Genomic DNA, 24,412 nt, shown 5'->3' on the forward strand with positions numbered 1-24,412 from the left:
CACCCGTTCGCCACTCGTCAGCGGTGCAAGCACCCTGTTACCGTTCGACTTGCATGTGTAAAGCATGCCGCCAGCGTTCAATCTGAGCCAGGATCAAACTCTTCAGTTCAATCTCAAGCAATTTTTTGGCACGCAAGTTCAAAGAAACCGAATCCGAAGATTCGTGTCACTCTCTCTTGCAGTGCAAGTATTTGGCTTCGCCAGATACTTACACCTATCGGTTATTTGGTCTGTTAAAGAGCGGTGCTGACTTGCTTGCTTTGTTTCGCTGCGTCATCAGCTGAGGAGGCGAACTATACCCACCCCGCCCCACCTCGTCAACACCTCAAAACCAAAACAATCACACAAAGTGAACAAGTCATTGATTATAAAGCACCCCATAAAGCAAAAAAGTTGGCCGCAATCTATTGCAACCAACCCGCACACAAGACCACGACCTGCTCGTCCGCCTCGAAACCGAACCGGGCGTACAGATGCAAGCCGACCTTGTGGTGTTTCGTCGAGGCAAGTCGCCACTCTCTGCCTTAGCGGCAACTTTGGGCTACAGCTGTTTATCCTTTGTGCGCTTTGTCGCCAGCGAAGGCTTCGAGCCTGTGCGAACCTGCCTGCAGGCTGCCTGCGATTACTTTCAGGGCGTGCCGCAACAGGTGCTGTTCGACAATATGAAAACCGTGGTACTGGACCTCGATGTCTACGGTCCCGGGCAGCACCTCTTCCATCCCGGCTTGTTGTCACTGGCAAAAGGACTGGGCTTTGTGCCCAAACTATGCCGACCCTATCGCGCCAAGACCAAAGGCAAGGTCGAACGCTTTAACCACTATCTGCGAGAAAGTTTTTACAACCCGTTTGCGAGTCGGCTGAAGGGTGCCGGTTTGCCCGTAGATGTCACCACTGCCAATTGCGAGGTCGCACGTTGGCTGTCTGAAATGACCAACGTCCGGCAGCATGCCACGCTCAAAGAGCGGCCGCTGGACCGCTGGCAACGAGCGCTCGACAAACTGCAGCCGTTGCCAACACGGCGCGAGCCGCTTCCCGCCAGCGCTGCCACGACCAGCGTGCCGTTTGAATATATCCAGCATCCGCTGTCGGTTTGCAGTGCACTCCTGGGAGAAGCGGCATAAATTTGCAGCAAGAGCGTATCGCCCAGCTATGCCAACAACTGAAGCTGGAGTCGGTTGCCACCCAGTAGCCGACACTGGCGCAACGGGAAACCATGCTGCGCATGGCCGGGTTTCCCGCCGTCAAAATACTGGAAGACTACGACTTTACCTTTGCCTGCGTGGTACTGAAAACGCAGATTCAAGAGTTGCCAAGTTGGCGCTCCTGGAGCGTGCCGTGAACATCGTGTTGGTTGGTCCGAGCGGGCTAGGCAAAACCCATCTGGCCACAGCGATTGGCATTCGGGCCACGCAGGCTGGGCTGAAGGTGAAGTTCATCTCTGCCGCCGACCTAGTCTTGCAGCAGGGTTCTGCCCAGTGACAGGGTCGGTTCAAGGAGTACTTCAATCGAACGGTGATGGGGTCGAGTCTGTTGATTGTTGATGAAATTGGCTATTTACCCTTTTGGTCGTGAAGAGGCAAAACTGTTCTTCTAGGTGGTGGCAAAGCGCTACGAGAAGGGGTCGATGACTCTATCGTCGCACCTGCCATTCAGCCAGTGGGCGATCACGTTTACTGATGATGCCACGTTGACGGCAACTATGCTGGGCCGGCTGCTACACCACGCCCACATCATCAGCATGACCGGTGAAAGCTATCGGTTGAAAGACAAAAGAAAAGCCGTGGCAGTCAGGAAATCGACAATCTCATGAGATTCGGGTGGATCAGTTTTGAAATATCGATTTGAGGAATAGTGGGGCTGATTTCGACTGTCGTTGACAGTAGTGGTAAGAAGCAGAGCGGCAAATGCCAAAGGCGCCGCAGACCAGCTCTACGGATTCATGCTCTCTTAACTGACCTACCAGCAAGTACGATTGATCTCGTCGACCATCTAGAGAGCGGTAGCTTTTTTAGAATGGTTTTCTCCCGTACCAGTCGGTCAATGCGTGCCTCCAGCTCCTGAGTGCGCCGTTGCTCGGCCGTTAGCGCTCTGGCTTGGGGTGTGACGCCATTTTGCTCCTGCCGCAGCTACTCGACCCAGCTGCACATGATGGTTTCGCCGACATTGACGGCCTTGCAGGCCTGGTCGATGGAGTAGCTCCGCTACACGACCAGGGCGGCAGCTTCAGCTTTGAATCCTGGGGGTAAAAGTACGACGCGTTCTGCTCATAAGACACCTAGTTGCTGGTGGCGAGGTTACCACCTAAGTTGGCGTCCGAGATCATTGAACCATAACAGTTTCAACTCAAAGGCTAGTGGCGAAGAAACAGTCGGTCGACCTCCGGCCACGGTGCAAGCCCAGCCTGCGGTAGTAGCCAGGCCAACCTTGGGACACCGATTTGTGTGGCATTTGGACCTGTAAGAATGGCTGGTGCCACTTGACTTTGGCGGTCGACTGCTGCTTGGCGCACATCTGTCACGCAGTGGCAAGCCCAAAACCGCCGAGTAGGCACTAGAACACGCGCTGATCAACAGCTTTGACAGCCTTGACTGGGCTCCTTCTGCGTAGTCACAACGGCTTGGTACTTACCAACACCGCACATGCCGGAGCAGAACTGGATGGTGGAACAGGTGATCCGTACATTGTAAAGAACAGTGCACGCACCGGCCGCACTTTGAAAGCCTGGCGCACGCCAGCCAGATGATTGCAACTGGATGTGCTCTACAACCACCGGCGCCCACTCCAGACGTTAGGTATGAAGACTCTAGTGATGGCGTATCGATTTAGCAGCCTGACCTGTGCAGAAAGGGCTGGTTAGAAAGGATATCGCAGCCATATGAAATGGACCAGCACAACGAATCCACACCGCATCAGTAAGATGATGGGTTACCAACCGAAATGCTCGACCTCGACCTAAAGCGTTAACGCGCCGTCAAGCTTGCATTAGCCTCCACTACCAACACCTACACAGCAAATAAAAAAAGTGTTGACACCCCTGAAAAGATGTTTATAATTCGCAGCTCTTCGACACAACAACTGTTGAACGAAGAAAAATATCGCAAGCCCAGGTGGCGGAATTGGTAGACGCACTAGGTTCAGGTCCTAGCGCCCGCAAGGGTGTGGAAGTTCGAGTCTTCTCTTGGGCACCATGATTTTTCATGGTGTGCGATATAAAAAGTGATTGCCCAGGTGGCGGAATTGGTAGACGCACTAGGTTCAGGTCCTAGCGCCCGCAAGGGTGTGGAAGTTCGAGTCTTCTCTTGGGCACCATAATTCCAGCAGTTGCATTTTATGCAAGTGCAAGCAGTAGAAAAATTCAAGTTTTAGCCCAGGTGGCGGAATTGGTAGACGCACTAGGTTCAGGTCCTAGCGCCCGCAAGGGTGTGGAAGTTCGAGTCTTCTCTTGGGCACCAGTATTATCCGAAATCATTTCTGCGAGCAGTAAAGACAGTTAGAGTTTTAGCCCAGGTGGCGGAATTGGTAGACGCACTAGGTTCAGGTCCTAGCGCCCGCAAGGGTGTGGAAGTTCGAGTCTTCTCTTGGGCACCAAATAAAAAAAGCCAGCATGAAAATGCTGGCTTTTTTGCATTCTCATTCCCAGCAACGGCAAAGCCGGCAACCACCCCATCACTCATCGCTACCCACTCAAAACAAAAAACCCGCCGAAGCGGGTTTTTTGTCAGCAGACTATCGCAATTACAGGCCAAACGGGTGGCGCAGTACGATGGTCTCTTCACGATCCGGACCGGTCGACACGATGTCGATCGGCGCACCGCAAACTTCCTCGATACGCTTGAGATAAGCTTGAGCATTGGCAGGCAGATCATCCCAACGCTTGGCACCAACCGAGCTATCGCTCCAGCCAGGCATGGTTTCGTAGATCGGCTCGCACTGGCTCACATCGTCTGAGCCAAACGGCAGGATGTCTACAATCTCGCCATTCAGCTTGTAGCCTACGCACAGCTGAATCTCTTCCAGACCATCCATCACGTCCAGCTTCATCACACACAGACCGGATACGCCATTGATCTGAATGGAGCGCTTCAGTGCTGCCGCATCAAACCAGCCACAACGACGTGGACGACCGGTTACCGAACCGAACTCGTTGCCACGCTTGGCCAGGAAGGCACCAACTTCGTTATCCTGTTCAGTCGGGAATGGACCGGAACCCACGCGAGTCGCATAACCCTTCACGATACCCAACACATAGTTGAGCATCTGCGGAGCCACACCTGCGCCCGGTGCAGCCGCACCAGCCACGCAGTTGGACGAAGTCACGTACGGGTAAGTACCGTGATCGATGTCCAGCAGGGTGCCCTGCGCACCTTCGAACAGGATAGGCACACCAGCCTTGTCCAGTTCGTACAGTGTGCGGGACACATCAGCCACCATAGGCTTGATGCGCTCGGCCATCTTCAGGGTATCCGCCAGAATGGCTTCGTAGCTTACCGGCTCAGCCTTGAACAGCTGGGTCAGCAGGAAGTTGTAGTACTCGACGTTTTCCTTCAGCTTGACAGCAAAACGCTCAACGTCAAACAAGTCGATTACCTTCAGTGCACGGCGAGCCACCTTGTCTTCGTAGCATGGGCCGATACCGCGACCGGTAGTACCGATCTTCGCTTCGCCCTTGGCTGCTTCACGCGCCTGGTCCAGTGCGATGTGATACGGCAGGATCAGCGGGCAAGCCTCGGCGATCTTCAGACGCGCAGACGCATTGACGCCCGCAGCTTCCAGCTCGTCGATCTCTTTCAGCAGCGCCTCTGGAGACAGTACTACACCGTTACCGATGAAGCACTCGACGCCATCACGCAGAATGCCGGACGGCACCAGACGCACGACCGTTTTCTTGCCATTCACCCACAGGGTGTGGCCTGCATTGTGACCACCCTGGAAGCGAACTACCGCACGCGCATGGTCGGTCAGCCAGTCAACGATCTTGCCTTTGCCCTCGTCACCCCACTGGGTACCGATTACGACGACATTCTTGGACATGGGTAAACCTCTTTCTTCAAAAACCAATTAGCCGAACTGAATCAGGGACCAGCCTTGCTCGCCCCGGACCAGCTCTCGATCACAATTGAGCGCAGTCGAAGACTCGCCCAGATAATCCACAATTACCTTCTCGCCAGCGGCGCGAAGGCGCTTAATTTCATCTGCAGCCTGCAGCTGAAGGTTGGCCGCAACCTTGATTCCTTTTGCATTCTCGCTTTGCGGCAGAATGCGGATCAGATCACGCAGATCCAGACTGAAACCCGTCGCCGGACGCGCCCGGCCAAAACGCTTGCCGATATTGTCGTAGCGACCGCCACGAGCGAGCTCCTTGGCCCAGCCGTCGGCATAAGCGGCAAACATCAGACCATTGTGATATTGGGTACCACGCAACTCGGTCAGATCAAAAGTCAGCTCAACTTCATCTTGCAAGGCATTCGCAACTGCGGCCAACTGCAACAGGCCAAGCTCGACCTCGGGCAATGATGGCAAGCAAGTGCGTGCACGCTCTAGCACCGTGCGCGAGCCATACAGGGTCGGCAAGGCCAAGAATGCACTGCGATATGGCTCGGCGATATTCACCACCAGCTCGGACAGGCTGGATACATCCTTCGCCTGCAGAGCCAGAAAGACTTCAGCCGCTTTTTCCGGCAACAAACCAGCCGCCTGTACCAGACCGCGGAAAATGCCCATGTGGCCAACGTCCAGACGAACACCCTGCACCTCAACCAGTTGCAAGGAAGACAGCATCAGATGGATGATTTCCAGATCCGCCTCGATACCGGCATAGCCATACAGCTCGGCACCAATCTGCAGCGGCTCGCGTGAGCTCATCAAACCATCAGGACGTGCGTGCACCACACTGCCGGCATAGCAAAGCCGGGTAACCCCGGTACGATGCGACAACAGATGCGCATCAATACGCGCTACCTGCGGCGTGATATCTGCCCGCAAGCCCAGCTGGCGACCAGAAAAGTGATCATCAAGCTGATAGGTCTTGAGACCAAGCTCGGCATCCTCGGCAGTTACCAGCGCATCGTAATATTCGATCTGCGGCGGCAAAACCAACTCGTAACCGGAGACCCGGAACTGCTCAAGCATTGCGGCCTTTGCCGACTCAACCTGCCGCGCGGTTGCCGGCAGGATATCTGCTACATATTCAGGTAACTGCCAATTTCGCATCAGTCTTTCACACACAATAAAAGGCGGGATTCGCGATCCCGCCTTGCAAATGAAATGTTCTGTTAACGGTCAGACCAGCTTCAGGGCTTGGTGCTCTTGAAATACTTGAAGAACTCCGAGCTCGGGTCCAGCACAAGAACATCGCTCTTGTTTTTCATGGTCTGCTTGTAGGCATCCATACTACGCCAGAAGGCGTAGAACTCGGGGTTCTTGCCATAAGCCGCAGCATAAATTGCACCAGCCTTGGCATCACCCTCACCCTTCATGGTCTGCGCCTTGCTATACGCTTCGGCAAGCAGTACTTCACGCTGACGATCAGCATCGGCACGAATCCGCTCGGCCTCGCCAGCACCTTCGCTTCGCAGCTGGCTGGCTACGGTCTTGCGCTCGGAATTCATGCGCTCAAAAACCGAAGCACTGATTTTATCCGGAAAATCGACTCTTTTTAAGCGTACATCCATAATTTCGATGCCGATTTTTTGTGCATCGAGGTTCGCACGCTGTCTAACGATCTCCATGACCTGATCTCGCTGGCCAGAAACCACATCCGAGACCGTTTTCTGGCCGAATTCAGCACGCAAACCATCGTTGATGGTTTGTTTCAATCGGGCAACAGCTGCGCCTTCATTACCACCAACGCTCTTATAGAACTGTTCAACATCAAGAACACGCCACTTGACGAAGCTGTCCACCAGCACGTTTTTCTTCTCGCGGGTATTGAACAGCTCCGGCTCTTCCGGGTCGATAGTCTGAATACGACGATCAAAAAAGCGCACGTTCTGCAGCAGCGGAATCTTGAAGTGAATACCAGGACTATCGATGGTACGCACCACCTCGCCAAACTGGAAAACCATCCCGAACTGACGCTGGTCCACGGTAAACAGCGAAGAGGAGGCTACCAGCAGCGCGGCACCCACGGCAAACAGTGTAGGCAACATTCTATCCATTATTTACCTCGCTCAGTTTCTGCCACGAATCACTTCGCGGGCGTTTTCTTGTGTGATGGCCGGTGCAGGCGCTACCGATTGTGCACGTGGCGGTGCCGCCTCTCCCTGCATTGCAGGCATACCCGGAGCAGACTGGGCAATCAGCTTATCCAGCGGCAGATACAGCAGGTTATTGCCACCCTTCTGATCAACAATGACCTTGGTCGAGTTGGTCATGACCTGCTGCATCATGTCCAGATACAGACGATCACGCATGACCTTGGGTGCTTTCACATACTCGCCAAGCACGCTGTTAAAGCGCGCTGCATCACCCTCTGCTGTCGAAACGACACGCTGGCGATAGCCTTCGGCCTCTTCCAGCAAGCGGGAAGCCATACCCTTGGCTTTAGGCACGACGTCATTGGAGTAGGCAATCGCATCATTGCGCAGCTTTTCCTTGTCCTGCCCCGCCTTCACTGCATCATCAAATGCAGCAAGTACCGGCTCTGGAGGCTGAACGCCATTGATGTTCACCTTGGCAACCCGTACACCCAGCTTGTAGCGATCGATAATCGACTGGATGATCCGGTGCGTGTCAGCGGCAATCTGGGCACGACCTTCGTTCAATACGAAATCAACCTTGTTGCGGCCAACCACCTCACGAATCGCCGTCTCCGCCGCCTGCTTCACGATATCGCGCGCATCAACATCGGCGGACAGATTGTTGAACAGGAATTCGCGGGCATCCTTGATGTCATACTGAACCGACAGCTGCACATCGATGATGTTCTGATCTTCGGTCAGCATCAGCGATTCTTCGTTGACACGATTCTTGGCACTGCCGCGGTAGCCGACTTCGATGCTGCGAACCTCGGTCAGATTGACGATTTCGACTGTCTCGAAAGGATATGGTGCGCGCCACTGCAGACCCGGCTCGGTAGTCCGGTTGTAGCTGCCCATACGCAGTACAACCCCTTCTTCACGCGCATCTACCACATAAAAACCACTCAGCAACCAGAGGCCACCCAGCACAGCAACCAGCCCGGCCGCACCAAAACGCATGCCTCTAGGCGGCATATCCTGGCCACCGCCGTCATTTGGCGTCTTGCCGCCCAACATACGTGACAGACGCTGGTTCAACTTGCGAAATACCTCATCCAGATCCGGCGGGCCGTCATTCGGACGCTTACCCCAGTTATTGTCATTCTGCGACATAGTGGTCTCTGATTTCCGTGGATTGATGATTAGTCATATTCTGAACATATTCGGCAATCGCCTCGCGCAGGAGTTCCAGCCCCTCACCAGTCAAGGCCGAAACACGCACACCGGCGGGCAAGCCAAGCTCGCTACGCTCGATTGCAGCAGGCAGCTCACGCAAGTCGGTTTTATTCCATACCAGCAACTGCGGCGTCTGATCCGCGCCGATTTCACGCAAAACTGTATTCACATCGTCGATCTGGCGATCCTTGTCATCAGATGCACTATCGACAACGTGCAAAAGCAAGTCCGCCTGGACCGTCTCTTCCAAGGTGGCACGGAATGCAGCCACAAGGGAGTGCGGCAAATCCCTGATAAAGCCAACCGTATCCGACAGGACGATAGACAAACCAGGCTGCAGGAACAGTTTTCGACTGGTGGTATCCAGCGTGGCAAAAAGCTGATCTGCGGCCAATGTTCTGGCTTTGGTCATCGCATTGAACAGGGTAGATTTGCCGGCATTGGTATAACCAACAATGGATACCGACAGCAGACCAGACCGTTCACGACCGCGCCGCTGGGTCTTGCGCTGCTTCTGTACTGTTGCCAGCCTGTCTTTCAACGCCTTGACGCGAATGCCAAGCAAGCGACGGTCGGTTTCCAACTGGGTTTCACCCGGGCCACGCAGACCAATACCGCCCTTCTGACGTTCAAGGTGAGTCCAGCCTCGCACCAATCGGGTAGACATATGGGTAAGCTGCGCCAGTTCAACCTGTAGCTTCCCTTCGTGACTGCGCGCACGCTGGGCAAAAATGTCTAGAATCAGCGACACGCGATCAATCACGCGACACTGCAATACCCTCTCGAGATTACGCTCCTGGATCGGTTTCAGATCGTGGTTGAAGATCACCACATTGGCCTGGCATGCCTTTACCAGCGCGGCCAACTCTTCGACCTTGCCCTTGCCGGCATATAGCGCAGCATCAGGCCGCTGGCGCTTGCCGCGCAGACAAGCCGCTACTTTCACGCCGGCGCTGCGTACCAGATCAGTACATTCCTGTACCGACTCCTCATAGTCCGGAATACCAAAGTCAAGGCAAACCAGAACAGCTACATCTCCCAAATCCGGGCGGTCAAACACTGATGGTATTCCCAAGAGACAAAACCGGCAGGAGAACAAGCAACCTGCCGGTTTTGAAGTTCAGACAAGATAAATCAGGCGTCGCTATCTGCTTTACCGCCATGATTCTCGTGCGGGATATTCACCGGACGAGCAGGAACAACGGTAGAAATCGCGTGCTTGTAAACCATCTGGGTTACGGTGTTCTTCAGCAGCACGACATACTGGTCGAAAGATTCGATCTGGCCTTGCAGCTTGATACCGTTAACCAGATAGATGGAAACCGGTACATGTTCCTTGCGCAGGATGTTCAGGAACGGGTCTTGTAGCATTTGCCCTTTAGAGCTCATTTTTTTCTCCGATTTCATGGATTTGTGAATTTTTCATAGCAGGGGCGCTAAAACTCTTTTTAGCATAAAAAAAACCGCCGTACTATTTTCGTCCCTTATGACGCAGCAAGCTGGGTTTGGTTCCTGTTGCTTCTACCTCAAACGGATTCACGCTTGACTTGTATTGTACTCGCAGCGGCGTGCCCTGCAGATGAAAAGCCTTGCGGAACATGTTTTCGAGGTAACGCGTGTAACTATCCGGCACCTTGCTCAGTGCATTACCGTGAATCACGATAATCGGCGGGTTCATGCCACCCTGGTGAGCATAGCGCAACTTCGGGCGTACCGGGCCAACTCGTGGCGGCTGCTGCCGTTCGACAGCCAACTGCAGGATACGGGTCAGTTTTGGCGTTGGCAGCTTGGTCATCGCCGCCTGATAGGCCTCGTCAATCGACTTGAACAAGTCACCCACACCTTTACCCTGCAAGGCAGAGATATAGTGGAACTTGGCAAAATCAAGGAAGCCAACCTTGCGCGCGATCTCGTGCTTGACGTGATCCTTGCGCTCGTTATCAAGGTTATCCCACTTGTTGACCGCCACCACCAGGGCGCGGCCAGCCTCGAGGGCAAAACCGGCGATGGTTGCATCCTGCTCGGAAATATCCAGCTGGGCATCGAGCACCAGTACGGCGACGTTGGCATCTTCGATCGCCTGCATGGTCTTGATCACCGAGAACTTCTCGATCATCTCGTCAACCTTGCCGCGACGACGCACACCAGCGGTGTCGATAATGGTGTACGGCTTGCCTTCGCGCTCGAAGTCGATGTAGATGCTGTCGCGCGTCGTACCCGCCTGGTCAAAAGCGATCACACGATCTTCGCCAAGCACCGCATTCACCAACGTAGATTTACCCACATTCGGGCGGCCGATAATGACGAACTTCGGGTGACTGACTTTCGGCTCGTCTTCTGCGTCCGGGAAGTGCTCGAGTACGGTTTCGACCAGCTCGCGCACGCCATCGCCATGCGATGCAGAAATCGACCAAGGCTCGCCCAGTGCCAGCTCGTGGAACTCCGCTGTCGCCATCGAGCGCTGCAGACCCTCAGCCTTGTTGACCACCAGATAAACCGGCTGGTTATTGCGACGCAGGCGGTTAGCAATGATCTTGTCTTGCGGCGTAATGCCGGTACGGCCATCCACCAGGAAAATGATGGCATCAGCCTCATCCACAGCCTGCAAAGTCTGCTTGGCCATTTCAAACAGGATGCCATCTTCCACGACAGGTTCAAAACCACCGGTATCGATTACCAGATACGGCTTGCTGCCGACACGGCCATGGCCATAGTGGCGATCGCGCGTCAGGCCAGGCTGATCGGCAACCAGCGCATCGCGGCTGCGGGTCAGACGGTTGAACAGGGTGGATTTGCCCACATTCGGGCGCCCTACCAGGGCAATAGTCGGTTTCATTCGATACAGCTTTTAGTTTGTCAGCGCAGACAGTGAGCCACTGGCGTCCAGCACATAAGCCACTTTGCCCATGGCAAGCGGTTTGGCAACGACACCATCGGACTTCAGCTTGCTGCGGCCAACGATTTGTCCATCAAGCGGTGAAAGCAGATGTGCATAGCCTTCACCATCAACAACCATCAGATTGTCACCCAGTTGCACCGGTGCACCAGGCGCACGATATTGCAGAGCATCCTGCTTCCACAGGTTACGGCCGCTATCCAGATCAAAAGACCAGACCACGCCGTTGTCTGCAGTTACATACACGGCCGTCGCGCCAATACTCAGACCACGACTGCTACCCACTTCACGTGACCAGATCTGCTGACCGCCACGAGCCTCGAAGCAGGCAACACGACTCTGATACGCCACCGCACACACGCGACGACCATCAAATACCGGCTGTGAAACCACATCGGTCACACGCTCCAGCTCGCTGGCACCACGTGGCGAAGCCACCACGCTTTGCCACAGCATGCGGCCTTGTTCCAGCGCATAAATCGACAGTTTGCCGGCAGAGCCGCCAACCATCAGTACATCATCCCCTTCGACGCGGATTTGCGGCGTCGTCTGGCGCACAACCAGAGCCGGCATCGCTTCGCTATCGGTCCACAACTGACGACCGGTTTGTGGCTCGAATGCCGTCAGGCGGCCATCATTGCTGCGCACAACCAGCGCATTCCCGCCAACAACCGGTGGTTCGGCAGCATAGCTGGTCAGATCCTTGCTCCAGACCTGCTTGCCGTCACTGCTGTTCACCGCCAGCAATTTGCCATCAGCAGTGCCGACAAACACGAGATTGCCCGCAACGGCTACGCCGGCTGACAGGCGCTGGTCAAGGTCAAAACTCGCGACCTGTCGACCCGACAGCACATCAAACGCAGCAATCTTGCCATTGCCACCCGCCACCCACAGCTTGCCCTGATCATAAGCAGGCGAGAACAAACCGCCATCAGCAGCCGGAGCCGAAACCTGCCACTGCACACGCAAACTGCTTTTGACAGCAAAGTCACGCAAAGCCGTCGGTTCATGACGAGCATCGCCATCAAAGATACTGGCACAACCACTTAGTAATGGTAGTGCAACGAGAGCGGCTAGCAGGTGGCGCATATTAATTCCCCAATGATTCCAGCTTGGTCTGAACCAGTTCACGAACCGGGCTGTCGGAAGACAGTTTGCTGATGGCAGTCTTGTAACTTTCGCGAGCTCCGGCTGCATCGCCGCGCGCCACTTGCACATCACCGCGCAAATCGAAGTACAGGCCATCGAAGCTAGCCGGGCGAGCCTGTGCCAGCTCAGCCAGCGCCGCATCGTACTGTTTTTCATCCAGCATGATGGTTGCCAGGCGCAAACGGGCTACTGCCAGCAGGTTTTCATCTTTGCCGGCATGCTCGATTACCCACTTCAGCTGACCACGTGCCGTGGCCAGATCACCTTTTTCGAATGCCAGCTTGGCTGTCAACAGTGCAGCATTGGCGGCATATGGCGTGCCCGGATGCGCATCCTGAATCAGGGCCGCAGACGACTTGGCCTTGGCAACCGCACCGCCTTCAACCTGCAGTTCGAACTGGCTGAACAGTTCAGCCGCCTTGGCACGCTCGATAGCCTGGTAATAATGCCAGCCCTTGTAACCCAGATAAGCAGTCAAGGAGCCAACTACCACAGCTGATATCAGCTTTCCCCACTTGGCCCAAAAGGCCTTCATCGAGTCAATCTGTTCCTGCTCTTGCAAATCGTAAGCCATTACTTACCCCGAAATCAGTTAAGGAAACGACGCACAGTCTCGATAACGTTGGCCGCAACCACCGTTTCCTGAGCCGCTTCGGCACGCAGTGGCTTCACCACTACCTGACCGCCTGCGACTTCGTTCTCACCGATAACCAGCGCCACGGCTGCGCCGCTGCCATCAGCTTTTTTCATTTGTGACTTGAAGCTGCCATCGCCCATATTCTGGATCACGCTGCAGCCAGCCTGACGCAGGCTTTGTGCCAGTTGCATCGCAAAAGTTGCCGCACCGGCACCCTGATTGACGATGAACACGTCGCAGGCCTTGCGCTCCGGCAGCAGGCCTTTTTCGGCCAGCAACAGCAGCACGCGCTCCATACCCATGCCGAAACCGATGCCGGGTGCCGGCTTGCCGCCCAGCTGTTCGATCAGGCCATCGTAGCGGCCACCCGCACATACCGTGCCCTGCGAGCCCAGCTCGGTGGTAACCCACTCGAATACCGACTGGTTGTAGTAGTCCAGACCACGCACCAGACGATGGTTTTCGATGAACTCGATACCCAGCGCGGCAATCATCGCCTTCCAGCCATCATAGTGGGCACGCGATGCTTCACCCAGATAGTCAGCCAGACGCGGTGCCTTGTCAGCCATTTCCTGCAAGGCCAGGTTCTTGGTGTCCAGTACCCGCAGCGGATTGCTGTAGAGGCGGCGCTTGCCGTCTTCGTCCAGAATATCGACGTGCTGCTCGAGATAAGCGATCAAGGCCTCGCGGTGCGCAGCCCGCTCTTCCTTGTTACCCAGGGTGTTGATCTCGAGGCGCACGCTGCCTGCCAGCCCAAGACGCTGCCACAGGTCTGCCGTCATCGCGATGATTTCGGCATCAATGTCCGGCCCGGCCATGCCCAGTGCCTCGACACCGATCTGGTGGAACTGGCGATAGCGGCCTTTTTGCGGGCGCTCGTGACGGTACATCGGGCCCATATACCACAGCTTCTGCGTGGTGTTGTACAGCAGATTGTGCTCGACCACGGCACGCAGGGTACCGGCAGTCCCTTCCGGACGCAGAGTCAACGGGTCGCCATTGAGCTTGTCTTCGAAGGAGTACATTTCCTTCTCGACAATGTCGGTCACCTCGCCGATCGAGCGCACAAACAGCGGTGTCGGCTCGACAATCGGAGTACGGATATTGGCGTAGCCATAGTCATGCAGCCAGCCGCGCAAGATGGTTTCGAAGTATTCCCACTGAAACGATTCGGCCGGCAGCACATCATTCATGCCGCGCACTGCCTGAAGCTTTTGTGCCATTTAGTCTTGTTCTTTCTTCAACGCATGCAGCCAGGGTTGGCCGCGAGCTTACACAGCCTTGATAGCGATGGTACGCGCCGCCCCTTCGCGTCGCTTGCTGCCACCTTCGCCATAACGGCTGCGGACATAATTCTCGACAATTGCCTGAAACTCGGCGGCAATGTGCTCGCCCTTCAGGGTAACGTCTTTCTGGCCGTCAACATAGACCGGCGCCACCGGCACCTCACCGGTACCCGGCAGGCTGATGCCGATATCGGCCAGTTTGGATTCACCAGGGCCATTCACTACACAGCCCATTACCGCAACTTTCATGTCTTCCACGCCCGGATACTGCAAGCGCCATACCGGCATCTTCTCGCGCAGGAAGGTCTGGATATCGTCGGCCAGTTCCTGGAAGAAGGTACTGGTGGTACGGCCACAGCCAGGACAGGCGGTAACCAGCGGCGTAAATGAACGCAGGCCCATGGTCTGCAGCAGCTCTTGCGCTACCACGACCTCCTTGGTACGCGCCTCGCCCGGCTGCGGGGTCAGCGAGATACGGATGGTATCGCCAATGCCCTCCTGCAGCAGAATGGCCAAGGCCGCGCTGGAAGCCACGATACCCTTGCTGCCCATGCCGGCCTCGGTCAGGCCCAGATGCAACGGGAAGTCGCAACGACTGCCCAGATCCCGGTAAACGGTAATCAGATCCTGCACATTGCTGACCTTGCACGACAGCAGGATGCGGTTGGCCGGCAGGCCCAGCTCCATCGCCTTGTCGGCAGACTCCAGCGCCGACACGATCAGCGCCTCGCGCATGACCTTGTCCAGCGACAGCGGGTTGGCCGCAAGATTGTTGGCGTCCAGCATGCGCGCCAGCAGCACCTGATCAAGCGAGCCCCAGTTGACGCCGATACGCACGGCCTTGTCGAGCTCGGCTGCGGTGCGGATCATGAAGGCAAACTTGTCGTCACCCTTCGCGCCCTTGCCGACATTGCCGGGATTGATACGATATTTGGCCAATGCGCGCGCGCAGTCCGGGTAGTCCTTCAGCAGGCGATCACCATTGAAATGGAAGTCACCAACCAGCGGTACATCACAGCCCAGGTCATCGAGGCGCTGACGGATTTCGGCGACTTTGGCCGCGGCCTCCGGGCTGTTGACGGTGATACGCACCACTTCCGAGCCGGCTTGCGACAGCTCGTAAACCTGACGGGTGGTTGCCTCGGCATCGGCGGTATCGGTATTGGTCATCGACTGCACGACTACCGGATGATCCGAGCCCACCATCATGTGGCCAACGGCCACTTGCAAGGTCTTGCGACGTTTGATTGCTGCGTCCATCTATTCTCAGTTCAATTCCAGTTTGGCGGTGCTGCCACGAATCTTGCCGGTCAGATCAACCGGCTGGCCATTGTGCATCAGCTGCACTGCCTGTGCATTGCCGATCAATACCTTCAAGGGGCCATTGCCGCTGGCGCTCTTGCTGCCATTGGCCGGCACCAGACCGAAAATCAGTTTCTTGCCGTCACGATCACGCACTTCCACCCAGCTCTCGGCGCTGGCACGAATCTCGATCGCCACGTTGGCCGCAGCCACAGCAGCTGCCGGCGCACTGGCGGCAACAACAGCCGGGGCTGCAGACACTACCGCCGGGGCCGGTGTCACGACCGGTGCAACCGGCACGGCGGCAGAAGCCTCTGCCGTTACCGGTGCTGGTACTTCGGTCGCCGCCTGCTCTTCGGCAAACGCCTCGGAAGCGGGTTGCTGCGCCAGCGGTGCCGAAGCCTGCACGGGCTCGGCCGGCTTGTCAGCCTGTTTGCTGTACAGCGAATAGCCACCAACAGCGACCATCACCAGACCGATAATCCACAAGGATGCCTTGGACGAAGAAGACGCTGCTGCCGGGGCCTTGCCATGAGTTTCTGCCGCAGCTTGCGGTTTTACCGCTTCGCCAACGTTGGCCGCAGGCGCTGCGGTTGGCAGGCTGGCATCCAGCAGTTGCAGCATCTGCTGCTCGTCAAGTTCCAGATAGCGCGCATAGCTGCGCACAAAACCGCGCGCAAAAGTCGTACCCGGCAATTGATGCCAGTGATCACTCTCGATGGCGCTCAGCTGTTTGAGTGACAGCTTGAGGCGCTCGGCAACCTCGCCCAGGCTCAGCCCGCGCTTTTCACGCTCTGCGCGCAGCAATGCGCCCAGTGATGTCGAATTATCCAGACTGCTCTCGCTTGTGTGCATGGTGGTATTCAGTTTCCTGTCAGCAGCAGTTGTGCTTCCCGGGTATCCGGGTATTTTTTCTTGAGCAAGGCAGCGAGACGCAGCTCCAGCGAGCGGTCCTGCTTCAGGCGTGCAAAACGGATTACCAGCCAGAGATCCGCTGCCTGCATTCTGTTTTCATCCAGCTTCAAACGGTCAAAGTACATGCTGGCCAAGGCCGTATTGCGATTCTGTACCGCCAGGCTGAACAGCTCGCGCAGCGCCAGCGCATCATTCGGCGAACGGCGCAGCGCGGCCAGCAGCCATTCGTTGGCGCGATCATTCTGCCCCATGCGCACAAAACACTGGGCCCGGTTGATCATTGCTGATTGCGGCGTAGCATAGAACGGATCGCTCAGCGCGCGATCAAAGCGCGCCTGCGCTTCGTCAAAACGGTTATTGCCGCACAGGTACAAGCCGTAGTTATTGTTGACCTCGGGGTTGGCCGGGTCGATCTTCAAGGCTTGCTGGAAAGCTTTTTCAGCCTCGGCCGACACGCCAAGCTGCATATAGATCAGCGCCTTGGCGAGATAAGCATCCTGGTAGGCCGGATCAAAGGCAATCGCCTGTTCGGCATTTTCCAGCGCCACGCGCATATTGCCGAACTTCATGTATTCGATAGCCAATAGCGCCCGGGTCTGGGCCAGTTCGCGCGGCGTAGCGGTTGCAGCATAGGCGGACACGCCTGACAAGGCGGCCAGCAACAACACGGCGACGAAGCGCGAACGGATCATCAGCTATTTCCTTCTGCGATGCGTATCCACTTTTCCTGACGGCGGGTCTTGTCCATCACCTGACCGGCCAGCTGGCCACAGGCGGCATCAATATCATCACCACGCGTCTTGCGAACCGTCACCACAAAGCCGGCTTCCTGCAGGATTTCGCGGAAAGCGCGGATGCTGTTATTGCTGGAACGGTCGTAACCGGAATTCGGGAACGGGTTGAACGGAATCAGATTGAACTTGCATGGTACGTCACGTACCAGCGCAATCAGTTCCCGCGCATGTTCCGGCCTGTCGTTCACCCCGTCAAGCATCACGTATTCAAAGGTAATGAAATCGCGCGGTGCTTTTACCAAGTAACGCTGGCAGGCAGCCATCAGTTCTTTCAGCGGGTATTTCTTGTTCAGCGGCACGATCTCATCGCGGATGCGATCGTTCGATGCATGCAGCGACACCGCCAGCGCCACCGGACAGGCCTCTTTCAGCCGGTCCATCTGCGGCACCATGCCTGAGGTCGACACCGTCACGCGGCGGCGTGACAGGCCGTAGCCGTGATCGTCGAGCATGATCTGCAGGGCCGACACCACATTGTCGAAGTTGGCCAGCGGCTCGCCCATGCCCATCATCACCACATTGGAGATCACGCGCTCGTTCTTCGGCGTCACGCCCATAGCCTTGTTGGCCCACCACAGCTGGCCGATGATCTCGGCGGTGCTGAGATTACGATTGAAGCCCTGGCGGCCGGTGGAGCAGAACGTACACTCCAGCGCACAGCCAACCTGAGATGATATGCACAAGGTGCCGCGATCATCCTCGGGGATGAACACGGTCTCGACACCGTTGCCGGTGCCCACGTCGAGCAGCCACTTGCGGGTACCATCTTCCGATGCCTGCTGCACCATGAGATCCGGCACGCGCACACAGGCCGTGTCGTGCAGCTTGGCACGCAGGCTCTTGGCGATATCGGTCATGGCATCAAAATCCGCCTCGCCCATCTGGTGCATCCAGCGCATGATCTGTTTGGCGCGGAACGGCTTCTCGCCCATCGCGGCGAAATGGTCGGTCAGTTGAGGCAGGTTGAAGTCGAGCAGGTTGGTCTTCATGTCAATCTCGGTTACGGGCAGCCGCCGAAGCGGCAGCTGCCGGGTACAACAAGGTTGCGGCCAAGATTGGCCGCAACCGGCAAAACTTAGCGCGAAGCGATTTCGGTCGCAGCGAAGAAGTAAGCCACTTCGATAGCGGCGTTTTCCAGGCTGTCGGAACCGTGAACGGCGTTAGCGTCGATGGACTCGGCGAAGTCGGCGCGGATGGTACCGGCGTCGGCTTTCTTCGGGTCAGTCGCGCCCATCAGTTCGCGGTTCTTCAGAACGGCGTTCTCGCCTTCCAGCGCCTGGATCATAACCGGGCCGGAGATCATGAAGTTCACCAGATCGTTGAAGAAAGGACGCTCTTTGTGAACGGCGTAGAAGCCTTCGGCTTCAGCGCGCGACAGTTGCTTGTACTTGGCAGCAACGATCTTCAGACCAGCGGTCTCGAAACGATCGTAGATCTTGCCGATTACGTTCTTGGCTACTGCGTCCGGCTTGATGATGGACAGGGTACGTTCGATTGCCATAATAAACTCCCGGTTTTCAGGCGATATGGTTAAACTTGGCGGGTCGGCCTAAAGCCGCCCACCGGGTATCCGATTTTGAGGAACCCGTTAGTTTACCAGTGTTTAGCTGCATTTGCTGCATAGATTGCAAACCCGGAAAGCCTCATGCCAGCCGATACCCCATCACAGTCCGACCCGGCCCTGTCGGGTCAAATCAAGAAACGTATTGCCATTGCCGCCGGCCTTGCGCTGGTTGCGCTGGCCGCCATTCCGCTGATCAACGGCATGGGCAAGGATGAGGCTGCCAGCACGCCAGCCAGCCAGCCGATCAGCAGTGGCAAGATCGTGCAGAAAGACGCCAGCGAAGCCGCCTTTGTGGTCGAAGCCCCGATAGCCAGTGCCGCCGTTGCCAGCGCGCCAACAGCCGAAGCCAGCATCGCACACAGCAACACCCCGCTATCGCCGAGTCAGGGCAGTCCGCTTGCCGTCACAGGCAAGCCGGCGATGGTCGGCAGCACACCAGCCGTCCCGCCGCCGAGTATCAGCCAGCCACTGGCCAGGAGTGCCAATCCGGTGCCAGCCACCACAACGCCAGCGCTGAAGCAGAACGCAGCTGCGATACCGGCCACAACCACGCCGTCCAGCAGCACGCCTACCCGTCAGCCTGCGGCCAACCCGCCGGCAGCCGCAGCGCGCCCTGCCGCGACAGCGGCGCAGACCCCAGCAGTGGCCGCTACCGCCAAGACACCTGCGCTGGCTCCCAGCCACATCACCCTGCCGGGTGACGAAACTGTCGCCGCGCCGCGTATCATCCCGCGCGCCGGCAACAGCCAGACCGCCCCGGCTGGCAGCTCCTTCGGCTACCAGGTACAACTCGGCCTGTTTGCCACACCAGAAAACGCCGATCGCCTGATCGACGACCTCAAGAAGCGCGGCATCGCCGCCCGTACCGAGACCCGCGTACAGCTCGGCCCCTTCCGCACCCGCGCCGAAGCCGAAGAAGCAATGAACAAGCTCAAGGCCCTCGGCTATCAGCCGCTCTTGATCCCGCTCGGTTCCTGATAAACAAATGGCCGCAAGCAACGCTTGCGGCCAACGTTTTATTCACACCGAAACGCAATATCAAGTCTCGGTAATCCCCTCGCCAATCTTGAAGTCATCCACCAGATGCGGCAGCGCCAGATAGGTCTGCGACTGCATTTCGGTCAGACGGCTGGCGGTACGGAAGAACTCGCTGGCCTGCAGCCCCTCGGTATAAATCTCTTCGGCCGGTACGCTGCTGCTGGCAATGAACTTCACGCGGTGGTCGTAAAACACATCCACCAGCCAGGTAAAACGCCGCGCTACCGAAGAATCCTTCGCCGCCAGCTTGGGGATGCCGGACACGAATACCGTGTGATAAGTACTGGCGATCTCCAGATAATCGGTCTGCGCACGCGGACCATCGCAGATCGCGGCAAAGTCAAACCACACCACGCCCGGCGCGTGGTGTTTCGCCGGAATCTCGCGCCCGAGCACCTGCAGCACATTCGGCAAAGGGTTGGCCGCAGCGGTCAGCCGTTCGTACATCGCCAGCATCTTCGCCTCGGCCGCCTCGTCAGCCGGCACATGGAACAGGCCTTCCCGTGTCAGTTCGCGCAGACGGTAGTCATTGCCACTGTCCACATTCAGCACATCAAGGTGATCTTTCAGCAACTTGATGGTCGGCAGGAAATTGCTGCGCATCAGGCCGTTCGGGTACAGATCATCGGGCGGATAGTTCGAGGTCATTACGCAGACAATGCCGCGACGGAACAGCTCGGTAAACAACCGGCCAAGCATCATCGCATCAGCAATATCGCTGACATGAAACTCGTCAAAACACAGTACACGCACGTCTTTGGCAATGCGTGCAGCGACGGTTTTCAGTGGATCAGCCTCGTTATGAAAGGTGCGCAGCTGCTTGTGAATCTCGGCCATGAAATGATGGAAATGCACGCGACGCTTGCGCTTGTAAGGCAGGCAGCCGAAAAAGGCGTCCATCAGAAAACTCTTGCCGCGCCCCACCCCGCCCCAGAAATACAGGCCGCGCGGCACATCGGGGCTACGCAGGCTGCGCCCGAGAAAACGGTTGCGCTTGGACTTGAACTCCATCAGCCGCTGCCACAAGGCATCCAGCTGTTCGATGGCGGCGGCTTGCGAGGCATCAGCAATGAAACCCGGCTGGCCATGCAGCGATTGATACCATTGTTGCGGGCTCATCGAGCCATCGGTAGGCGGCGAGAAAACGTGTTGGGACATGGCGGGCAGCAGGTCAATTCAGAACCCTGACATGATAACCGCTTTAGCCGCCACCCTGCAGCGGGAAAGCGGATGCGGGCCGGAAAGGTTGGCCGCAATGAGCTAATGCTGGCGGCCAACCTTGGTCATTCAACACAAAGAAAACTCTAGCTTTCTTCGGTTCAGTATCAAACTGCCACAGCCTACTTGCGGCTATTTTCCAAGAAAACCTTCGACCTCTGCGCGCCACTGAACCAAGCTTGGCAGCAATTCTGTTAAAGCCAGACTGCCATCCCCTTTCGACAGCCATGCAAGTAAATTACTAAGTGGAAAATCAGTCGACTCCGATGATTTTGAAACAATTTCCCGAGTTCTTGCAGCAGGTCGCGCTGAATTGGCTGACAACTCTTCAGCGCGAGTCAAAGGCCACTCTGAAGAATGCTTCCACCAATTCGCCGCGGCATTGATCGCAGAGACAACTGTATCCCCTCCCGAGTCGACTGGCCCCAGTTCAAGTGCCGCAGCTTTACGCGTATCTGAGCCAAGCGTATCAATCATGTACTGCTACATTGCGACAAAACCGAGACCGATGAAGTATTCACACTTGTCACGTGGACCATCACTACCTACACACCCGTTTTCGAGCCCAGATATCTTGCTATCCAACATAGCCAGAAACTCCTGTAAATATCCCAACTCGGCATCCGCATATTCCCCATCAATCATTACGTACATAAATGCCGTCCCTCAGATCATTCAAAACCAGTAATTTTATAAGACAGCAAAACAGCGGAGATTCAGCGAGGCTACTCACCTGATCAGCATGGTTTGAAAGGTTGCAAAAAATTGGCCGCATCACTGCGGCCAAGCTTTTTACTGCGAGAACAATCCCGTCGACAGATACCGGTCGCCTCTATCGCAGACGATGGACACGATCACCGCATTCTCCAGCTGCTGATTGAGCTGCAAGGCCACGGCCAGTGCGCCGCCGGAGGATGGGCCGGCGAGGATGCCTTCTTCGCGCGCAAGGGCGCGGGCGGTGTTCTCGGCGGTTTGCTGGTCAACCAGCATCAGCTCGTCAATGCGCGAGAAGTCGCAGATTTTCGGCAGGTATTCGGCCTCCCATTTGCGGATGCCGGGAATCTGGCTGCCGCTTTGCGGCTGCACGCCGATGATTTTGATCGCCGGATTCTGCGCCTTCAGATAGCTGCTGGTACCCATGATGGTACCGGTGGTGCCCATGCTGGACACAAAGTGGGTGATGCTGCCCTCGGTATCGCGCCAGATTTCAGGGCCGGTACCTTCGATGTGAGCCAGTGGATTGTCGGGATTGGCGAACTGATCAAGGATGCAGCCAACGCCGGCAGCCTGCAGACGGCGCGCTTCGTCAATCGCCCCCGGCATGGAGGCGGCCTTGGGGGTGAGGATGACCTCGGCACCGTAGGCGCGCATGGTGTCGACGCGCTCCTGGCTGGAGCCTTCCGGCATCACCAGGATCATCTTGTAGCCCATCATGGTGGCGGCCATCGCCAGCGCGATGCCGGTATTGCCGCTGGTCGGCTCGATCAGGGTGTCGCCCGGCTTGATGTCGCCGCGCGCTTCAGCGTGGCAAATCATCGACAGCGCCGGACGGTCTTTTACCGAGCCAGCAGGGTTATTGCCTTCGAGCTTGACCAGCACGATGTTGTTACGGTTGCCAGGCAGGCGCTTGAGGCGCACCAGCGGGGTATTGCCGACAAAGTCTTCCAGATACTTGAATTGCGCCATCTCTTGCTTTCGTATTGTGCAAAACAAGGTTGGCCGCAAATGCGGCCAACCGTTCAAACTTGCCGGGCAGCCAGGATGCTGGCCAGCCCTTCGGGAAATACCGCTTGCGGTGGCGAGGCCAGCATTTCGCGGTCAAACCAGCGTGCCGCGCCCATGCATGCCCGCTCTTGCTCTGTCCAGCCACGGCTGTCGGGCTGATGATCGCCAACTTGCACGATGAAGTAATGCTCTTCGGCCCACACCCGCTCGCCATCCAGCAGCGTCAGCTCGAACTGGCGGGTAGCCAGCGCTTCGCCCGGCTCGGCCAGCACAAAGCCGGTTTCCTCGAAGCATTCGCGCTGCGCTGCCTCGGCGACAGTTTCGCCCTCTTCCACGCCGCCGCCCGGGGTAAACCAGTATTCGATCGGGCCATCAGTGCCCTGCGGCTGAAACGGAAACAGCAACACGCGGCCAAGATCATCCAGCATCAGCAGGCGCGCCGCGCGGCGCACCCGCAGTGCGGCACGACTCATCGCTGGATCAGCCAGTCCACATAGCGATCGACACCCTGCTCGACGGTCAGCATCGGCGCGCTGTAACCGGCCTCGCGCAACTTGCCGATATCGGCCTGGGTGAAACTCTGGTACTTGCCCTTCAGTGCGTCAGGGAAGTCGATATATTCCAGAATGCCCTGCTCTACCAGCTCGCTCAGCGTCAGTGCCGGCTTGCCTTCGTGGCGGCGGCAGGCGTTGACGGTGGCCACGGCGACGTCGTTGAACGGCTGGGCGCGACCGGAGCCGAGGTTGAAGATGCCGGATTTTTCCGGGTGATCGAGGAAGTGCAAGTTGACCTTGACCACATCCTCCACCGACACGAAGTCGCGGCTCTGGGTGCCGTCGGCGTAGCCGTCATAGCTGCCGAACAGTTTGACCTTGCCGGTTTCGCGGTACTGGTTGAAGTTGTGGAAGGCGACCGAGGCCATGCGACCTTTGTGCTGCTCTTGCGGGCCGTAGACGTTGAAGTAACGGAAGCCGGCGACTTGCGCGGTCAGGCCTTCAGCCATGCGCTGGCGCAGGATCTGGTCGAACAGGAATTTGGAATAGCCGTAAACATTCAGCGGGCCTTCATGCTGGCGCTCTTCCTTGAACACGCTGCCCTTGCCGTAAGTGGCGGCGCTGGACGCATACAGGAATGGAATCTCCTCGGCCTGGCAGAATTCGAACAGCTCCAGCGTGTACTGGTAGTTGTTCTCCATCATGTATTTGCCGTCGTGATTCATGGTGTCCGAGCAAGCACCCTGATGCAGGATGGCGCGGATTTCGCCGTCAAAATCGCCGCTGCCGATCAGATTGATGAAGTCCTGCTTGTCGAGGTAGTCGGCAATCTCGCAATCCACCAGATTGACGAACTTGTTGCCATTGCTGAGGTTGTCGACGGCAATGATGTCGGTTTCGCCACGCGCATTCAGCGCCTTGACGATATTCGAGCCGATAAAACCGGCCGCGCCGGTGACCACGATAGTCATGCTGTTTCC

At 57.0% G+C, this 24,412-nt stretch carries 22 protein-coding genes, 4 tRNA genes, 1 rRNA gene and 1 pseudogene; 7 read left to right on the plus strand and 21 right to left on the minus strand.

Annotation, left to right across the window (positions count from 1 at the left end):
• Nucleotides 1-109 (minus strand): 16S ribosomal RNA (locus ACZ9W6_RS07455); the annotation flags it as partial.
• A 298-nt stretch (nucleotides 110-407) separates the two neighbouring features.
• Here ACZ9W6_RS07455 and istA point away from each other — a divergent pair.
• The 6 genes and pseudogenes from istA (at nucleotide 408) to ACZ9W6_RS07485 (ending at nucleotide 3,588) form a co-directional block, all read left to right on the plus strand.
• Entirely contained in the window at nucleotides 408-1,121 is a 714-nt protein-coding gene (gene istA, locus ACZ9W6_RS07460; protein WP_465190472.1) for an IS21 family transposase, read from the plus strand.
• Nucleotides 1,118-1,810 (plus strand): annotated as a pseudogene (istB, locus tag ACZ9W6_RS07465) (IS21-like element helper ATPase IstB). Before istA ends, istB begins: the two are co-directional and overlap by 4 nt.
• A 1,291-nt stretch (nucleotides 1,811-3,101) precedes the next feature.
• Nucleotides 3,102-3,188, plus strand: a tRNA-Leu gene (locus ACZ9W6_RS07470).
• 34 nt (nucleotides 3,189-3,222) lie between these two features.
• Nucleotides 3,223-3,309: transfer RNA gene (locus ACZ9W6_RS07475), tRNA-Leu, on the plus strand.
• A gap of 56 nt (nucleotides 3,310-3,365) precedes the next feature.
• Nucleotides 3,366-3,452, plus strand: a tRNA-Leu gene (locus ACZ9W6_RS07480).
• Between the two features lie 49 nt (nucleotides 3,453-3,501).
• A tRNA-Leu gene (locus ACZ9W6_RS07485) sits at nucleotides 3,502-3,588 on the plus strand.
• A gap of 147 nt (nucleotides 3,589-3,735) precedes the next feature.
• Here the strand turns inward: ACZ9W6_RS07485 and ACZ9W6_RS07490 are convergent.
• From ACZ9W6_RS07490 to ndk, 15 genes are all read right to left on the minus strand, one after another.
• The gene (locus tag ACZ9W6_RS07490) at nucleotides 3,736-5,031 is read right to left on the minus strand and encodes an adenylosuccinate synthase (protein WP_465190473.1); all 1,296 of its coding nucleotides are present in this window, start codon (nucleotides 5,029-5,031) and stop codon (nucleotides 3,736-3,738) included.
• 27 nt (nucleotides 5,032-5,058) lie between these two features.
• Nucleotides 5,059-6,210 (minus strand): ATP phosphoribosyltransferase regulatory subunit, encoded by a 1,152-nt coding sequence (locus tag ACZ9W6_RS07495; protein ID WP_465190474.1) that lies wholly within the window; start codon nucleotides 6,208-6,210, stop codon nucleotides 5,059-5,061.
• Between the two features lie 80 nt (nucleotides 6,211-6,290).
• Nucleotides 6,291-7,157, minus strand: coding sequence for a protease modulator HflC (gene hflC / locus ACZ9W6_RS07500; protein ID WP_465190475.1), 867 nt, complete (start codon nucleotides 7,155-7,157; stop codon nucleotides 6,291-6,293).
• Nucleotides 7,158-7,169: 12 nt separating this feature from the next.
• Entirely contained in the window at nucleotides 7,170-8,351 is a 1,182-nt protein-coding gene (hflK, locus tag ACZ9W6_RS07505) for an FtsH protease activity modulator HflK (protein WP_465190476.1), read from the minus strand.
• Nucleotides 8,338-9,474 (minus strand): GTPase HflX, encoded by a 1,137-nt coding sequence (gene hflX / locus ACZ9W6_RS07510; protein ID WP_465190477.1) that lies wholly within the window; start codon nucleotides 9,472-9,474, stop codon nucleotides 8,338-8,340. Before hflX ends, hflK begins: the two co-directional genes overlap by 14 nt.
• Before the next feature lie 74 nt (nucleotides 9,475-9,548).
• Nucleotides 9,549-9,803, minus strand: a complete 255-nt coding sequence (gene hfq, locus ACZ9W6_RS07515) for an RNA chaperone Hfq (protein ID WP_465190478.1) — start codon at nucleotides 9,801-9,803, stop codon at nucleotides 9,549-9,551.
• Between the two features lie 82 nt (nucleotides 9,804-9,885).
• A complete protein-coding gene (gene der / locus ACZ9W6_RS07520) occupies nucleotides 9,886-11,250 on the minus strand; it encodes a ribosome biogenesis GTPase Der (RefSeq protein WP_465190479.1) in 1,365 nt (454 codons plus the stop codon).
• Nucleotides 11,251-11,262: 12 nt separating this feature from the next.
• Nucleotides 11,263-12,399, minus strand: coding sequence for an outer membrane protein assembly factor BamB (bamB, locus tag ACZ9W6_RS07525; RefSeq protein WP_465190480.1), 1,137 nt, complete (start codon nucleotides 12,397-12,399; stop codon nucleotides 11,263-11,265).
• A gap of 1 nt (nucleotide 12,400) precedes the next feature.
• Nucleotides 12,401-13,033 (minus strand): YfgM family protein, encoded by a 633-nt coding sequence (locus ACZ9W6_RS07530; protein ID WP_465190481.1) that lies wholly within the window; start codon nucleotides 13,031-13,033, stop codon nucleotides 12,401-12,403.
• A 14-nt stretch (nucleotides 13,034-13,047) separates the two neighbouring features.
• Complete coding sequence (hisS, locus tag ACZ9W6_RS07535) at nucleotides 13,048-14,319, minus strand: histidine--tRNA ligase (RefSeq protein ID WP_465190482.1); 1,272 nt, start codon at nucleotides 14,317-14,319, stop codon at nucleotides 13,048-13,050.
• A gap of 48 nt (nucleotides 14,320-14,367) precedes the next feature.
• Entirely contained in the window at nucleotides 14,368-15,642 is a 1,275-nt protein-coding gene (gene ispG / locus ACZ9W6_RS07540; RefSeq protein ID WP_465190483.1) for a flavodoxin-dependent (E)-4-hydroxy-3-methylbut-2-enyl-diphosphate synthase, read from the minus strand.
• 6 nt (nucleotides 15,643-15,648) lie between these two features.
• Nucleotides 15,649-16,539 (minus strand): RodZ domain-containing protein, encoded by an 891-nt coding sequence (locus ACZ9W6_RS07545; protein ID WP_465190484.1) that lies wholly within the window; start codon nucleotides 16,537-16,539, stop codon nucleotides 15,649-15,651.
• Nucleotides 16,540-16,547: 8 nt separating this feature from the next.
• A complete protein-coding gene (gene pilW, locus ACZ9W6_RS07550; RefSeq protein ID WP_465190485.1) occupies nucleotides 16,548-17,291 on the minus strand; it encodes a type IV pilus biogenesis/stability protein PilW in 744 nt (247 codons plus the stop codon).
• On the minus strand, nucleotides 17,291-18,382 hold the full coding sequence (rlmN, locus tag ACZ9W6_RS07555; protein ID WP_465190486.1) for a dual-specificity RNA methyltransferase RlmN: 1,092 nt from the start codon (nucleotides 18,380-18,382) through the stop codon (nucleotides 17,291-17,293). Before rlmN ends, pilW begins: the two co-directional genes overlap by 1 nt.
• A gap of 86 nt (nucleotides 18,383-18,468) precedes the next feature.
• On the minus strand, nucleotides 18,469-18,894 hold the full coding sequence (gene ndk / locus ACZ9W6_RS07560; RefSeq protein ID WP_465190487.1) for a nucleoside-diphosphate kinase: 426 nt from the start codon (nucleotides 18,892-18,894) through the stop codon (nucleotides 18,469-18,471).
• Nucleotides 18,895-19,038: 144 nt separating this feature from the next.
• Between ndk and ACZ9W6_RS07565 the strand changes: the two genes are divergently transcribed.
• Nucleotides 19,039-19,935, plus strand: coding sequence for an SPOR domain-containing protein (locus ACZ9W6_RS07565; RefSeq protein ID WP_465190488.1), 897 nt, complete (start codon nucleotides 19,039-19,041; stop codon nucleotides 19,933-19,935).
• Between the two features lie 60 nt (nucleotides 19,936-19,995).
• On the opposite strand, the gene zapE is transcribed toward ACZ9W6_RS07565, so the two are convergent.
• The 5 genes from zapE to rfaD all read right to left on the minus strand — a co-directional run bounded on the left by zapE (nucleotide 19,996) and on the right by rfaD (nucleotide 24,403).
• Nucleotides 19,996-21,153, minus strand: coding sequence for a cell division protein ZapE (gene zapE, locus ACZ9W6_RS07570; RefSeq protein WP_465190489.1), 1,158 nt, complete (start codon nucleotides 21,151-21,153; stop codon nucleotides 19,996-19,998).
• Between the two features lie 192 nt (nucleotides 21,154-21,345).
• On the minus strand, nucleotides 21,346-21,690 hold the full coding sequence (locus ACZ9W6_RS07575; protein ID WP_465190490.1) for a hypothetical protein: 345 nt from the start codon (nucleotides 21,688-21,690) through the stop codon (nucleotides 21,346-21,348).
• Nucleotides 21,691-22,005: 315 nt separating this feature from the next.
• The gene (gene cysM, locus ACZ9W6_RS07580; protein ID WP_465190491.1) at nucleotides 22,006-22,899 is read right to left on the minus strand and encodes a cysteine synthase CysM; all 894 of its coding nucleotides are present in this window, start codon (nucleotides 22,897-22,899) and stop codon (nucleotides 22,006-22,008) included.
• A 53-nt stretch (nucleotides 22,900-22,952) separates the two neighbouring features.
• A complete protein-coding gene (locus tag ACZ9W6_RS07585) occupies nucleotides 22,953-23,411 on the minus strand; it encodes an NUDIX hydrolase (RefSeq protein WP_465190492.1) in 459 nt (152 codons plus the stop codon).
• Complete coding sequence (rfaD, locus tag ACZ9W6_RS07590; protein ID WP_465190493.1) at nucleotides 23,408-24,403, minus strand: ADP-glyceromanno-heptose 6-epimerase; 996 nt, start codon at nucleotides 24,401-24,403, stop codon at nucleotides 23,408-23,410. The genes ACZ9W6_RS07585 and rfaD overlap by 4 nt, the downstream gene beginning before the upstream one ends.
• Nucleotides 24,404-24,412 lie beyond the last annotated feature (9 nt).

The sequence above is a fragment of the Vogesella lacus genome (assembly GCF_979366295.1).